Genomic DNA, 14,751 nt, shown 5'->3' on the forward strand with positions numbered 1-14,751 from the left:
CGACCAACCAGTCTTTCCAGCAGGAGCCTTCCGCATGCTGACTGATGCACAAAGACAAAAGTGGCAGAAAGACGGATATGTCAGAGTCGAAAGATTCTTTGATCCCGCGGCTCTGGAACGTATTTCAAGCTTTGTTGAAGACGTATCACAATGGGAAGTCAGCGATGATAAATGGCTCATGTGGTTCGAGAAGACGTCGGACAATCGCAAGATCACCTCCAAGGTCGAGAATTTTCTCGATTTCCATGATCGATTGAGAGGTTTGCTCCTGGAGGATCAGCGCATAGAGTCTGCGGTCGAGGACTTGCTTGGCGAAGATGGGCGCAGGCTCAAGGAGTTGCTGATTTTCCACTATCCCGACAGCGGCGGCTATCGCCCGCATCAGGACATTTATCACATTCCACACAGACTCCCCGACCGGATGGTCCATGCGGTCGTTGCCATAGGCATCGACGACTCCGACCCGGGCAACGGCGGGCTTTTCTTCAGCCCCGGCAACCACAAGAAGGGGATATTTCCCATGGATGCCGGTGGGGTGATTGATCCTGAGGTCGCCGAAACATTCTCCTGGGAACCCGTAGTATGGAAGGCTGGCGACATCTTCATCTTCGACGATTACGCACCGCATTACTCGGAGCCAAATAAAAGCAACCGTTCGCGGCGGACGCTCTACTTGGTCTTCCAGCGTGCTTCAACCGGTGGACCGACCCGCGCTGAATATAATGTGCGTAAGCGCGTCCTTAATCCGCCAGAGGGCAAAGTGGCCGATCTAGACAATCTCAAGCCGCCAAACGGCATTTTCTATCGCGATTGAGCTCACGCAGCCAAGCGAGGCATGCACACGAAACTGATCGACCGCTCCAAAAATGCGGGGAGCATGGCGTTCTGATTTGTGGGCTACTGGAGTTTCGCCGCAGCCCGTTACAACGCTTCGGCACGTTGATCATGGAGGTGGTCGCGGGACGGTCTCCTCTGACCGCTAAAGCCCTCCTGGCGCGCCCGTCTTCGCCCCCCTGAGGGCTAGAGCCGGATTTGTTCTGGCGGGCGCCGCCAACGGATCCGGGCTACGGCCTCTCTTTGCAAGTTGCAGCAGAGGCTGTCGCGTTGGCAGCCGAAGATACCACTGCTTCAACAGCTGAGGTTAGTCATGCGCAAATCCACGTTTTCTCGAACGGAGCTGTCGCGGGCATTCGGTATCGACATGGCAACGCTTGGAACGGGAAGCGCTGGCACGGGGTTTTCCTTCGGCAAGGTGGCACCGGGCGCAACATCCGAGCCCCATCGACACGACGAAATCGAGGCCTTCGTGGTCCTGTCTGGAGCGGGCAAGGTCAGGACCGACCTTGGGGAAATCCCAGTCGAGGCCGGCGATGTCGTTCTGTTCCACCCTTTTGAAGCGCATGTGCTGCGCAACGATGGGGACGAAGACCTAAATTTCGTCGATGTCTACTGGCGTGACGGCAAGGCCGCCCTCGACACAGCTGCACAGACCGCGACTCCGCGCGGACCGATCTTCGTCTTCTCCACGCCGCCGACGCCCAATGGCGATCTGCATCTAGGGCATCTTTCTGGCCCTTATTTTGGTGCCGACGTGTACACGCGTTTCCTGCGCATGAAAGGGGCCGAAGCGTACCACCTGACTGGGAGCGACGATTACCAGAGCTACGTTGTGACGCGTGCCGATGCCGATCAATCGACGCCCGCAAAGGTGGCGCGCCACTACGCGGACGAGATTAGAGCCACGCTTGCACTTCTCGACTGTGAGATCCACAGCTTCCTGCCCACGTTGGGGGATGACGCTTATGCAGAGTTTCAAGCCACGTGTTTTCGTAGTCTTCTGAGCAGCACGGCGGTCGATCTGCGCGAGAGCCCTGCGCTCTTCGATGCTGTGACAGGCGACTACCTTTACGAACCGGATGTAAGCGGCCTCTGCCCCGATTGCGGCAGCTCGGCTGGCGGAAACATCTGCGAGGAATGCGGCGCGCCGAACCTATGCCACGACTTGGGTACGGCCCGGTCGCGGCACTCGGCCGAGGCGCCCGTCGTCGGCTCCGTGCTCCGTCCCGAACTTGCGCTGGAACGGTGCTACGTCAATATTGACCGGCATTTAAGGGCGTCGGGCGCCCCCGCTCGGATCATGGACCTCTTCGCGCGTCTGCGCGAACGCGGCGACTTTTCGGTGCCCATTACCCACCCCTCGGACTGGGGCCTGCCGGCCGAAGGGCTCCCGGGGCAGGTGACCTGGGTCTGGCCGGAGATGGATTTCGGATTTCTTTACAACATCCAGGCGCTAGCTCGCTTGCTTGGGCGCGACTGGAATGCGGCGGTGCCCAGCAATGACTGGCAGATTGTCCATTTCTTCGGTTTCGACAATTCCTTCTACCACGCGCTACTCTACCCCGCTGTTTATGCCGAGGTCTTCTCCCACTGGATGCCCCGTATCCGGTATCATGTGAACGAGTTCTACCTGCTCGACGGCCAGAAGTTCTCGACCAGCCGCGGCCATGCAGTCTGGGGCAAAGAGGTTCTGGGCCCAAAGACAGTCGATGTCGTCCGTCTTCATTTGGGCCTGACACGCCCGGAAGGTGAGCGGACGAACTTCACTCTGGACGCGCTACGCCACACCGAGAAGGAGGTGTTCCGAGGGATCTGGCTGAATTGGCTTGATGCGCTGCACCGGGAAACCAAGCAGGACTTTGGCGGCCGCGTGCCCGACGCAGGGGACTGGGCTCCCGACGATCGCGCTTTCGTTGCTCGGATAGAGATCCATCGGGCGGCGATGGAACGCGCCTATTCGGACGATGGCTTCTCGGTCCGGCGCGCGGCCGCGCAGGCGTGCGATTTCGTGCGCGATTGTGTAGTTTACCGACAGGGGCAAGACTATGAAGCGGCGCGACGTCTCTATCCCGCCCGCACCCGCACTTCGCTCGCTCTTCAGGCGACGGCCGCCGCGATACTGGCACAGACACTCGCGCCGCTGATGCCCCGATTCGCCAGCACACTCGCGCGAGGCGTCGGCGGCGTGTCAACCGAAACATGGCCGCGGTCGGTCCAGAGGCTTGCGCCCGCAACAACGTTTGATCTCGGACCCATGCTGGCGTTCTATGCTCGAGCGGACATTCCTGTTCTGAATGAGGGAGAGGCATAATAGCCCTATCGTAATTTCGACCAGATTTTGGCGGCAGTCAAAGCCGATGATGCCGAAGCTTTACTCGCTACCGCTGGCTGCCGAAGGCCACTACCAGACCACAGATACAAACACTGGCCGGCCTTAACCAATATATCGTCGAGACGCTCGCCCGGTCCAGCGCTTGCCATTCGTGCGGCAAATGCCGAGAGGGCTCCACTGCGCTGACCAGCTTTTCGGAATCGGTTCGGGGCGCTAGGTCAGCCTAGCGCGCCCTGGATAGTGCCCGATGGCCGAATGCCTATTCGACCCAATCGAGCTTCTAAGGACGATGGGCCATCTGCCGCGCAGATTAGTATGGTCGCGCTTGAAACGTCAGCCGATCGTGTCGCTCGATTGCGGGCTGGAGAGGGGAGGCAGCGCTGAACAACCATACGGTGGTGCAGCATTGCATGTTGTCGGTGCTCAACGCCGCGGGGATCGAAGGCAATGCCCGCCGACATGCCAATCGGGTGGTGAATCATACGATGCAAGCAATGATCACATGCGGCGGTGGTCGCGCTTCTAGACAGCTTGGAGCTGGGCGACAGATCACGCTCGCTCTCGTCGACGACTGGGGCAAGCGCGGGGCGTTTGGAATCGTCGGATGCCATGGGCGTTCCACGGTCGAGCCTGTTCCATAGCTGTCGATCCCGGTTTCGCGCTTTCATTGCGGGGCATGGAGATTTGCGACTCGAATACCGCCCCCAGTGGCAGTGATGCGGCTCCCATGGGCGGAAGCGATAAACCCAGTCACATTTGATCCAGGTCACCGAACGAAAGACTTACGTCGTGACCCCGTGTCCGGCGCGATGTCACGTTCCGCATGGGGCCGGGTAAGATCCACGACCTTTCAACGGAATCGTCGGGCTTACCCGTCGCGACGACGGGGCATCCGCTTCGCCTCGCCCCGGAAGCAGACGCGAAATCCTGAGCACTGCGTTGGTGTACAGGCACCTGCAACGCTTCCCAACTTTTCTCACGAAGGTGAAGATATGGGAAGTCCATGCGGCAAGCTGCATCCCGTGTCTAACGAAACAGCATACGCCGGATCTGGTGGAAGCACTTGACGCGCTGCGCCTCGTCTGCCCGAGAAAGGATCAGGCATGAGCCAGCAGCCAGGCGCTGAATACGGGGAGCCAGTTGTGGAGATCGCCCGCGCATCGCCGGCGCCGAATGATGCTAGATGAGCCGACGCCAACATTACCGCAGGGCAGACAGCCAGGCGGTTCTCGCCCTCAAGCGTCTGACGCATGATGCCTGTCCAAAAGCTGACAGCGGCAGAGACATGTCGGGTTCAAATCAACCGGCCGTCTTGGGCTGGTGAGGTTTTCGAGGCAGAACATGCGTTTTAGCACGGGCAAAGCGCTGGCACGACGTTTGCTGCTTGAGGTCGGCAATACTGAATGAGGGCGGATCGCATGAGAACACGCAAGACATTGATGGTCCCCTAACTGGTGGTTCCATTTCTGAGAGAAGAACCAGCTCGCGCATAACGTCAGGAAGGTGGTGGGAATGAAGAACCCACGGCTCATGCCAAGGGAAATCGGACACCGGGCTGCTGGCCGATTTCATCATCACCAAGGAACTGCGCCGGAATATCCAATCCTTGGCAATCCGGATCCGGACGCCCTGTGGAGGCTCGACATGTTGTAGACCGTAGTGGAGCTTGCGATCGAGGAAGGCTCAGGCGTGATGACATAGTCAACAACAGAAATGAAACCGACCGGTGCTGCAGGCGCGTGCTTTTCACGGTCGGGCGAGTTCGCCGGTCTGTCGAGGCGTCTACCGGTTCGGCTTCGAGACTCTCCGGAACCTCGCGGATACCGGCGCGAAACTGGTCGGCGATGCGACTGCATTGCCTATCCCGACGTGGCGCGGGGGTGAAGAAACTAATTTTCGAGGAAGGATCATGTCAAACCTGGATGAGATGGCGAAGAAAGTCCGAAAGCTTCAACTGCGCGCGGCAATTGCCAAGACGAACTTGCGCGACCTTGCCGAGGGTCTCCCGGTCAAATGGATTGAGATAGAGGAAGTCGCCGAGAAAACGCACGCCGTTTATGCCGAGCTGGATGGTGCCAAGAGAGAGCTTGCTACAATGAAGAAATTAGGATGACGAGCACATTCATCAGCTGCGACGGCTCCAATGGGTGCCGGAATACCTGATCGCTATAGATCAATGTCTGCTCGCACGAGGTCATGCATCTTTACGTCGTAGATGACGCGGGTGAAATCCTCGGCGCCTGCGACGGCGGTGACGACGACTTCGATGGTGAGCTCAATCGTATGATCATCGTTGTCGACCATGCCGGCCGCTGCGTTGGTTGCGGAGCCTGGGGCCGCGTCTGCCCAAAGAACTGCCAGCCCCATGTCGCGGCCGATCAGATCGCAGCATGAGTTGCATGATTTAACCGAGACAAATCAGGAGAACGGCATTGCGCTTCATCACATTTTGCCGGCTCCTCGGGCTGGTCCTGTGCGGCAACGCTGTGACGGTTTACTTCGCCTCGCATTACTCGTTCCGCCTAGCAGTCCTCACGACGCTGGGCTGTTCGCTACTTCTTCAGCTGGGCTATTTCGCAAGTGTGCTCTTTCTGATTTGGCGGTCCAGCGCTCGCGAAGCCGGGCAAGGGGCTGTTTTCGATAGGTCCCAGGAAGTTCGGTGCCAGTCGCCCGACGATGATGAGCATAGGAATGAAACTCAAGATGGGCCCCAGCGCAATCAAACGCTCGGCATCTCGCTGCTCGTCCCTTGAGGCGCCGTAACAAGATCAGAGCTCAGATCATCACTTTGTTCAAGTTTGATTATTGAGGTCATGGTCCCCTGATAGATCGGAGGCGACGGCAATCTCATCGTTCGAAAGGGAATGCAGCTCCGGGCAATGGTAGTCGACCGCAGCACAGCACGCGGGTTGCTTCGTCTCGAAGGCGAACGAAAGCCGGAAACATAAACACGTGTGAAGGTGGCAGATGTCCGGCTCTGCCACAACCGTATGAAGTTGGTGCGGGCTTATCCACGCGAGACGCAGGAGATGGTGTCCGATGCCCACGACGGGCCTTCGCTTTCTTCGGCGGGGCCTGCACGCGCGGCATCTACGACAACATGAAGACGGCGGTGGAGACGGTCTTTTGGGCAAGGACCGGCAATACAATCGCCGCTTACCTGCTGCAAATCGCCATGCTTGGCGGCTATCTCGCCCGCAACCATGATCCGCCTCCCGGCAACATGGTCGTCTGGTGCGGCATCGACTCGCTTGCACGACATCGCCCTCGGCGTCTCCATTGGATCAAGCCGACGATGTGGGTAGTCGGAAGCTTCACCGGATGGGTACGGCCGAGACAGGTTTGCGCGATCTTATTCAGAGGATGGCTCTCGGCAACGCGCACTACGGCTACCGCCGGATCGCAGCCCTGTTGCGGCGGGAGGGATGGCAAGTCACCCACAAATGCATTCTACGGATCATGCGTGAAGATAATCTGTTGTGCCCGCGCGCAAGGCCCTTTGTTCCTGTGACGACGAACATGGCTGGGAAGTCGTGCCGAACCTTGCCAGGGGAATGATCCTCAAGGCGTCGACCAGCTATGGGTTGCCCCGTTAACGGCTATATTGACTATGTCATTAAGTTTGTATTCAAGGACATTTACCATTCTCAAGAGGTAATCAACGATCTAATCGTCATGAATATAGGTATCGATAAATTTAATACGTAATTAGTTACTAAGAATGTCACGATTTGGCGAATTCCCTATAGAATATCTGTACGCTGCTAGGGGATTCAGCATCGACAGTCTCCACCTGGATAGCCCGATGCATCTGATCGCACCAACAGATTCTCAGTCCTTTCTGCGGCACCGCTTGCTGATGTCCGAAGGATTTAGAGCCACTGGCACAGAATATTGCACCGCATTGACGCTAGTTTTCGGGAAAATCGCGTTGCATTGAGACGCGCCATGCCCCGTGAGTTGGGGAAGATGCAGTAGCATCGTGAAGCGATAAGGCGGCGAAACTCTGTGCCACGGCGCCACACGCGATGCGTGATCTCCGCTAGCCGGCGGGCCGACGCGACAATGGCTTTTTGGCCGTCTGGCGACATTTTATCGCCCACGCAGGTTGTCTCACGGAGATCATACAGTCAGCGTCCCGCCAAGCGGCCGATCGAGCCGTGCCGGGACATAATCGCAGAGCGAGCGTGACAAGGATCACCCATAAGGATTTGATCTCCGGTTCGACCGTTGGCGAATCATCTCATCGCTGGACGCAGCAAGACATCATTCCCTCTGCGCACGAAGAAACGGGCCCGCGCTCGCGGGACACGGAGCTGAGGCAGTGCGTGACGCGATTACGTGCACCACCATCAACCTGCCCGAAGAGCTACGCCGTTCGCTGACCTAAGGATCAGGGAGCCTAAATGGCCCAGCGCCTCACCATCGATGCAGGTGTCACGACCACCAGTGGACTGCTGCGTCAGCACTTCCGGAAAGGTATCCGCCCTGAGCATCCATACGGCCGACGAAATCACCGCCGTGGCAGCGGCCCTCAATGCCGGCCGAGAAAGATCCTGGGCTGGAAAACGCCGCCGAGGCGCTTGATGAGTTGCTGCCGTGTGTGAACACAATCGGTGTTGCGACGACCGCTTGAATCCGCCCCCTGGCCCGTTGCATCCTGTTCGCAATGCTCAAGCGGGCCTGGGTCATGAGCTTTCCAGAGGAGTCGAGGGGTCGTCTACGCCCATCTCGGCGGCGCGCCCGCGATAATATTTACGGCTACACCTTTCACAACGGCTGATATTTAACAGATTGGATTTTGCCGCCTGATGCGTGGGCAATGCTCAAGTTCTTTCAAGGCCACTTAGCCAGCTCTCTGGCTCAGAGGGTGCCTGCATTCCGAGCCGGCGGCACCGTCGTCCCGTTTGCGCGGGGAAGCTCGCGTTTGGGGCTGACAGTCATATGGAACAGGCACCTATGTTCCCTCAGGTTACGCCGCGCTGTTGTCCGCCCATCGTGGGCAAGACGTATCAGCCCCCGCAGCAAAAGCGCCCAGCTCGGTAGCGCCCCTCCGCGCGCGGTGGCTGCCTTTGGATTGTCCTGCAAGTCCGTGTGAGGACTGCAGGTTGCACCTATATCGGTGACGCCGTAGAGAATGCCGGGAGTACGCCGCTCACCTATCAGCTGATGTAGCTCAAGTAGGGCCGGTACAACGGAAACGTGATGCTTTCGGATATTCCGCTGACTACCGACAGTGCTGTAATCGCATTGTAATAAACCACTTCACTCGGCATGCCCTGGTTCGACTGCGCTAGTGAATCAAGTACGCTCTTTCTCGTTTGAAAATCGATGTTGAAGGAAATTGAGGTCGACAAGCTACGTACCTGGTGGAGTGTTCCTGGCGGCATGTACAACATGTCGCCAGTGTTCACGGTGATTACGGCTGGTGTCACTCGCTTGTACTCTGGAAAACGCGCATAGTCCGGTCGCTCGGGATCCACATCGAACCACCGCCAACCGCGGCGTCCACAATGGGTGGCTTGGCTAGGTGGGATGATGGTGAACTGTTTGGCCCCGAAAACCTGAAAGAAAAGGTTGTGGCTAAGTAGCGTGTCGAAGTGGAGTGGGGTGACTGTTCCTTCAGGGCCCATGAAAAACTGTGAATAGCGCCACCAATGCTTACGATATGACGGGCTAAGAAAGTCGGTCGGAAAAGGTTGGCAATCATCTGCCAAGCTCTCTATTAGGCCTAGCAGCGGAATGTCGTGGCAATAAGGAGCAGCTTTCGCGACCGATGCGGCGTCCTCGTCCGCGCACGGTCGTGATTCTGCGACGAAACGGGCGTATTCCGCCAACTGCCAAGAGGAGACGTTAATCTCGCTGTTGTTAAGAGTTTTAATTGGAACAGTAACAGATTCGGCGACATTTTCTATGTAGTTGGGGGACCACCGCTGACAAGCCGCCCAATCAGAACATCCGCCGCGAAAGAGAACAGGTCGCATCGGGTCCCGGTAAGTAGTCGCAAATTCCCGGTCAGATAATTCACTGACGGTGGGGACCAGAGACCAACCAGAATCCTTCAGTCGAGCGCGATCATTGGAACTCTCTGGGGATAGTATAGTACTAGGTTCGATCATTTGAAATCCTTTCTAGTCGAAAAAACCGCCGCTAGACACTGAAGCAGGCAAGACGTTATCAAACTTCTAAACTATACTCTCCATTTCTCAACTATCAATTTTGGTAGGCGCCGAACGTGGGACCGTTCAGGGAATTCAGGTCAAGAACGAACAGCCGGCGCTACGGAAATAGGTCGATTCTGATCGTTGTGGCAGGAGCATTGGCAATCAGCCAAGCTATTTGTCGAGGATGATTTTTGATTTGTCCCGCAGCGTGCGACTGGCGGTGTTCCGCGATCTCACAGCCTGCCAGGCCGGTCAGCCTGCGATTGAATCTGATTATAGGGTCACGACGCTCGGTGAGCTTTGCCAAACTCCCGGGTCTGGCGCCGCTGCACCGCGTCCGCTTCGAGCTGGTCGAGTTAACTTGCTACGACGATGCACGCTGACAGCGTCCCGAGACGTCCGATGGGCCCTTTGCGCCGCCTGGTCTGGCAGTAAAGATGTTCGGCAGCGGCGTTCTCGCTGCAGGCCATGAGCGGGCGTTCCGTCAACCCACCTGGTCTCGTAGTATCCGTGCTTTGGTTCCCGAGGGTAAAAGGCCTTGGCGCAACCGCAGGGCTAGTACATATGCATGGCGACGTGAGCACGCTCGAGGTCTCAAGGTACATCTGCCTCGCAGATCAAAGAATAAGTAAGGCTGGCATCATTGTAGAAATGGGAACAGACTTCAAGAAATACGTCGCTATCACGCGCAATCTTCCGCAGAAGAACTCGACTACCCCTAATTTCAACCCGAAATATTCCAAGCTTTCATCTGACGATGCCTTCTGGATAATTGGACGTGATCAAAATGGCATTGTCGCCCACGTACAGGCGCTGAGACTCTATGATCTGTCGCAAACGACGCTTGGTGAACATCTGGAAACGTTGAACGCCTGTTTTGCAGATCCCCTCGGCAGCGCGGGCCTTGACGGCTCGTGTCGGTGTCACGCACCGACCGCTCACACTATTACCGGGAGGGTGGCCTATCGCGGCGACTTATGGTTGCGCGCCGATTTCCGGGGGCGTGATTTGATGGTGCCACTCGGTCGCCTTGCATTCGCAACAGCTTGGGCGAAATGGTCCCCCGATTTCGTCTACTCTCTGGTAGCCGAATGGTACGTTAGGAAGGGAGTATTCGATCGATCAGGACACAGGCATAGAGAACCTCATGGATCAGTCCTTCGCCTGCCCAGCCATGGTATAGACGATGACGAGTGGCTTCTTTGGACGACCCGGGACGAACTGCTGGAGATGCTGTCGGAAACTAAAGAGCCGGCCTCGAAATGGAACACCATTGGGCATAGCACTCCTGCGTCGCCCCGCTCGTCTCTTTAGCTTAGAACAAATTGCCGCGGTCATGCAGGCCGCGCAACCAGGAGTGCATGGTAACTGTCGCACGCTGAAGCGACAGATGCAGCTCCGCCTTAGCTACCCTCAGCACGCATAACGGAGTCAAGTCAATGGCACGAAAAGCGCTCGTTCTAATCGAAAACACACGTAACACAGGCAAGGCCTACTTAGAAGCGGCGCAACGTCTCCAGTTGCATCCAATAATTCTGGCGGCTGATCCAGAACTTTACCGCTATTCTACGGCGGAACCCTATGAGGTCGTTCGCGTTCCGACGGGAGACTTAGATGCCCTTATCTCCGAATGCTGTCGACTGGGTAGAACCTTTGACATAGTCGGAATAATATCTGCCGCAGAGTCGGTTTATGCGACAGTCGGTAAGCTTTGCCGCCATTTCGATTTACCGGGCCCCCATCCAGAATCAATAGAACAATGCTGCAATAAGGCTGTCCAACGTTGGGAGCTTAGGGCAGCCGGTGTTCCACTACCCCTGTATCGTGTGGCGACAACAGCCCAGGAAGTGGAACTCGCTGTCGCGGAAATCGGTTTTCCAGCAGTGATCAAGCCAACGGTTGGTAGCGGCAGCCGCGGTGTCCGCTTGTGTCGCGACGCGGACGAGTTAGCCGAACACACAAATTATCTACTGGGTGGCGGGTACATCTGGCGATCTCATCCCGAGGTGCTGGTAGAAGAGTTCGTGGACGGCCCTCATTACATCGCTCACATCATGGGAGATGAAATCATTGGAATAGGCATCACAGACTATGGCCCGCCACCGCATTTCGTGTTCAGCCAGTTGACTTTTCCAGCCCCTTTGAACGACGAGCAATGCAAGCGAGCCGTTGATGTTTCACGACGCTGCCTGGGGGCGCTCGGTCTTGGCTGGGGACCAACAAACATCGAGTTTCGATGGACCAAGGTTGGACCAGTGATTATAGAAGTGAATCCACGACTTGCTGGTGCGCCAGACCCGCAGTTGGTTCATCTCGCTTTCGACGTCGATCTGATCAGCGAGCACATCAAGCTTGCAACGGGTGAAGAATGGAACTTGTCCAAGAAGGGGTCGCGAACGGCGGCTGCGCGATCCTTGCTTGCAGAAAGGGACGGCATTCTTGCTAGCATTGATGGTGTCAGTCAGGCGGAGGCTGTAACCGGCGTTGCGGAGGTCAAGTTGTATGTTAAAGCGGGGTCGTCGATAGTTAGAAATGGTGACTACTGTGACCGTATTGGATATGTAACTGCTGTCGGACCATCGCGCTCTTGCGCTGATGCCGTACTGCAACATGCTGTCCGCGCAATCAGATGGTCGATCGCACCGTTCTCGGATATCCAGCTTAAGCAAAAATCCGCCCCGGTATACTTCCCAGACTAGTATGCGAATGACGGATAACTGGACGAAATTGATCCAAGTAAGGGGCTCTCTGGCAAATGCAGTTATATACTGCCATGCGCGAATGGCGCGCAGCCACGGTGACGTCGAGCCCCCGAGCAACGTCATTACGCGGCGGATTGTCGGGTCCTGGAGGGCATGCACCATGCACCGCGATATCCGCCTCGACCACCGTCAACGCCCGTTGACCTGGTTAATGAAGCCGAGGTGACGCTCGATGGCGGCGCGCTCATCTGCAGGCAATATTTGCCTCGTCGCCATTTGCGCCCGCTGATCCCGACGAGGTTCCCCGTGCGGACACGGCGGGATCAGGTGGCACGTGGAGGATTGACTGGATCAGGTTCTTCAGCCGCGAACGCTGGCGAACCAGCTGTGTGCGCCTGGTGACCTGTGTTCGGAGGGCAAGGGTCCCCGGATCCGGAACATGGTTCCCTCTATAGTTGGCACGAACAGGGAGCCAGCGGGCAGCACGACAAATACGAATCCGCGCTCGCGGCGCATCCGGGCGAGTCTAGGCCAGATAATGTGCCGACTCGCAGTTCATCTGCATACGAGCGGCCTGCCCGCACTCGCGTGCTCCCGGTGCCAGTGGCCCGATGGGCCAAGCTAAACGAACCTGACGACTGAACAAACGAGCGACCGAGAACATCATGCCGGATCATGGCTTTTATCGAGAGCTTCAACGGCCGAGTGCGCGATGAACTGCTCAAGGAGACGCTGTTCACCTCGCTGGCTCAGGCGCGTCGCCACCGCCCAGTGGCGCACCGACTACAACACCGCGCGGCCGCACTCCCAATCCCCTGGCAGGCACCGGCCAAGTTCGCCACCACCTTCAATCCGCGCTCGCGCTGCGCTGCGCGAAAGGCTCCGCGCCAGCGCCCGTCGCTTCACCCGCCCAGCAGGGCACAACCTACGCCGGAAACGAACTCAAAGCGGAATAGAAATTTGGGGGCTAGATCACGGCCAAGCAGACCGTTGCCCATTCACTCGCGTGATTGGATCTCCGTATCATCGGACAATTTGCTGAGACGGCGGCGAACTACCTAACCGACTTTAAGGAGGCCAGGAATGTTTTCGTCTCAGGGAATATAAAATGCGTTATTCCGGAATTGTTACGGTATGTCGCTTTTACAAAACGCGATCAGATACTCACTTAACAATAAAATAACCTTATGCCGCGCGAGACTGGAGTAAGGTTGCGGAGTCCGTCTGCCGAACACGGAACCGGGAGCTTCGTGCATGAAAACACCGGCGCGATTCCAGCTGAGAAGAGACTATAACAGCCTGCGCATGTCTCGGGTTCCTTCTTTGGAAAGTTGGAAATCGGATACCCCGATCAGGGTCGTTGGTCCCTCGACGGGTCTGCGGGTGACAACGGAGGAGGCATTGGCAGTCGAGTTCGGCCGATTTCTCGACCGGGCCGCTGTTACTACTAAACCGGAAAAGCTGTTCGGCTTGGTGGGTGCTTTCGCCCAGAATCTTGATTGGCCGTTGGTCGAGTATCGCTCCCTTGCTCAAAATCAGAAATCTCTGAAGCCGCTCCGGCTCGGCCCTGCGTTCATGCTGAATTATCCCCATGATTGGCAGCAGCGCTACTTCGAGAAGGGATACAATAAAACGGACCCTCTTCTGAAGACAAGCCGGAAGCGGATAGGAGGCTTTCGCTGGACCGACGTGTACAATGCCCCAAGTACGACAGATGACGAACGCCTTTTTTTCGACGAGGCTGCGACATTTGGCTTAAAATCGGGCATTAGCGTTCCATTCCACCGCCCGGATGGTGGGCTTGCAGTCATGAGTTTTGCTAATGGTTGCGATGGAGAGATACAAAATGGAACAATCACATACCTGGAACTCGCGGCCTTACATTTTCATCTCAGGATCGATGATTTCGTCAACTCGAGTAACCCAGAAGAACAATGTATTCTCACGAAAAGAGAAAAGGAATGTCTCTCGTGGGTGGCTCGGGGAAAGACATCTTGGGAAATAGGAAAAATTCTAAAGATTTCTGATAATACAGTAAATTTTCACGTCAAGAATGTTATGAAGAAGCTTGATGTTGATAACAGAACCGTTGCGGCAATCGAGGCGTGCAGAGCAGGAATAATAGAATTGTAGATAGGAAGAGAACCGTTTGAGGTATAACTAAAAAGAGATCTATTGAGTGAACGCCGTTATAATGTCGGACCGGAACGCTCTCAAGAGTTATTGCGTGGCATCCTTAATTGGGTCGCTCGTCCGTCGGTGCGGGTCACAGGGGGATCGCCCGCCCTGATGCCGAAGCACTCGAGCTGTGGCCGCCCGATTCGACACGACGCGTCTGCGTCTCGTCGCGATCGCCACGCGGGTGGTCCCGACATCCTGCTGACCAACGCATCCCGCATCATCGACAGCACCCCGCGGTTTGGGCCATAGCCGAGGGACACAGAGGCCTCGAAAAGCAAACCCGTTACGGAAAGCCCGCCTTCCATCACGACAGCTCACCCCGGGCGCGCGAAAGGGCTGCTAAAAGCACTGCTCCGGCGCCAGTTCGTTGCTTCAGCCCGGCGAAACTTATTGCTGTGCATCAAGGCGGCTAATTACCTCATGGGGTGAGTTCGTTGGAATCCTCGAGAACAGCTCGTGAGCGGCGAATCAGGAATCCTTCAGGAGGGCTCTGGTAGCAGGAGCCACGGCAAATTTGTGAATGGGTGGCGTGCCT

General features: G+C 56.9%; 9 protein-coding genes and 3 pseudogenes. 11 read left to right on the forward strand and 1 reads right to left on the reverse strand.

Annotated elements, in window-relative coordinates; genetic code table 11:
- Positions 1 to 34 precede the first annotated feature (34 nt).
- The 7 genes and pseudogenes from AC0L2P_RS20335 (at position 35) to AC0L2P_RS20365 (ending at position 6,727) form a co-directional block, all read left to right on the forward strand.
- On the forward strand, positions 35 to 814 hold the full coding sequence (locus AC0L2P_RS20335; protein ID WP_473503371.1) for a phytanoyl-CoA dioxygenase family protein: 780 nt from the start codon (positions 35 to 37) through the stop codon (positions 812 to 814).
- 333 nt (positions 815 to 1,147) lie between these two features.
- Positions 1,148 to 3,148: a class I tRNA ligase family protein gene (locus tag AC0L2P_RS20340; protein ID WP_473503373.1), complete on the forward strand. Its 2,001-nt coding sequence runs from the start codon at positions 1,148 to 1,150 to the stop codon at positions 3,146 to 3,148.
- A gap of 1,930 nt (positions 3,149 to 5,078) precedes the next feature.
- Entirely contained in the window at positions 5,079 to 5,282 is a 204-nt protein-coding gene (locus tag AC0L2P_RS20345; protein WP_473503422.1) for a CCE_0567 family metalloprotein, read from the forward strand.
- Positions 5,279 to 5,563: pseudogene (locus tag AC0L2P_RS20350) on the forward strand (ferredoxin family protein). The gene AC0L2P_RS20345 and the pseudogene AC0L2P_RS20350 overlap by 4 nt, the downstream one beginning before the upstream one ends.
- A 92-nt stretch (positions 5,564 to 5,655) precedes the next feature.
- Positions 5,656 to 5,922, forward strand: a complete 267-nt coding sequence (locus tag AC0L2P_RS20355) for an exopolysaccharide production repressor protein (protein ID WP_473503424.1) — start codon at positions 5,656 to 5,658, stop codon at positions 5,920 to 5,922.
- A 195-nt stretch (positions 5,923 to 6,117) separates the two neighbouring features.
- Positions 6,118 to 6,325: pseudogene (locus AC0L2P_RS20360) on the forward strand (IS21 family transposase); the annotation flags it as partial.
- A gap of 165 nt (positions 6,326 to 6,490) precedes the next feature.
- Positions 6,491 to 6,727, forward strand: a complete 237-nt coding sequence (locus AC0L2P_RS20365) for an IS3 family transposase (protein ID WP_473503426.1) — start codon at positions 6,491 to 6,493, stop codon at positions 6,725 to 6,727.
- Positions 6,728 to 8,331: 1,604 nt separating this feature from the next.
- On the opposite strand, the gene AC0L2P_RS20370 is transcribed toward AC0L2P_RS20365, so the two are convergent.
- Positions 8,332 to 9,288 carry a cupin-like domain-containing protein gene (locus AC0L2P_RS20370; protein WP_473503375.1) on the reverse strand — a complete coding sequence of 319 codons (957 nt, stop codon included), beginning with the start codon at positions 9,286 to 9,288 and terminating at the stop codon, positions 8,332 to 8,334.
- A 621-nt stretch (positions 9,289 to 9,909) separates the two neighbouring features.
- Between AC0L2P_RS20370 and AC0L2P_RS20375 the strand changes: the two genes are divergently transcribed.
- The 4 genes and pseudogenes from AC0L2P_RS20375 (at position 9,910) to AC0L2P_RS20390 (ending at position 14,168) form a co-directional block, all read left to right on the forward strand.
- Positions 9,910 to 10,647, forward strand: a complete 738-nt coding sequence (locus AC0L2P_RS20375; RefSeq protein ID WP_473503377.1) for a hypothetical protein — start codon at positions 9,910 to 9,912, stop codon at positions 10,645 to 10,647.
- Positions 10,648 to 10,772: 125 nt separating this feature from the next.
- A complete protein-coding gene (locus tag AC0L2P_RS20380) occupies positions 10,773 to 12,032 on the forward strand; it encodes an ATP-grasp domain-containing protein (protein ID WP_473503379.1) in 1,260 nt (419 codons plus the stop codon).
- A 681-nt stretch (positions 12,033 to 12,713) separates the two neighbouring features.
- Positions 12,714 to 12,897, forward strand: a pseudogene (locus AC0L2P_RS20385) (integrase core domain-containing protein); the annotation flags it as partial.
- A 392-nt stretch (positions 12,898 to 13,289) separates the two neighbouring features.
- Positions 13,290 to 14,168 carry an autoinducer binding domain-containing protein gene (locus tag AC0L2P_RS20390; protein WP_473503381.1) on the forward strand — a complete coding sequence of 293 codons (879 nt, stop codon included), beginning with the start codon at positions 13,290 to 13,292 and terminating at the stop codon, positions 14,166 to 14,168.
- Positions 14,169 to 14,751: the final 583 nt, after the last annotated feature.

Source organism: Mesorhizobium sp. WSM4836, from assembly GCF_055811815.1.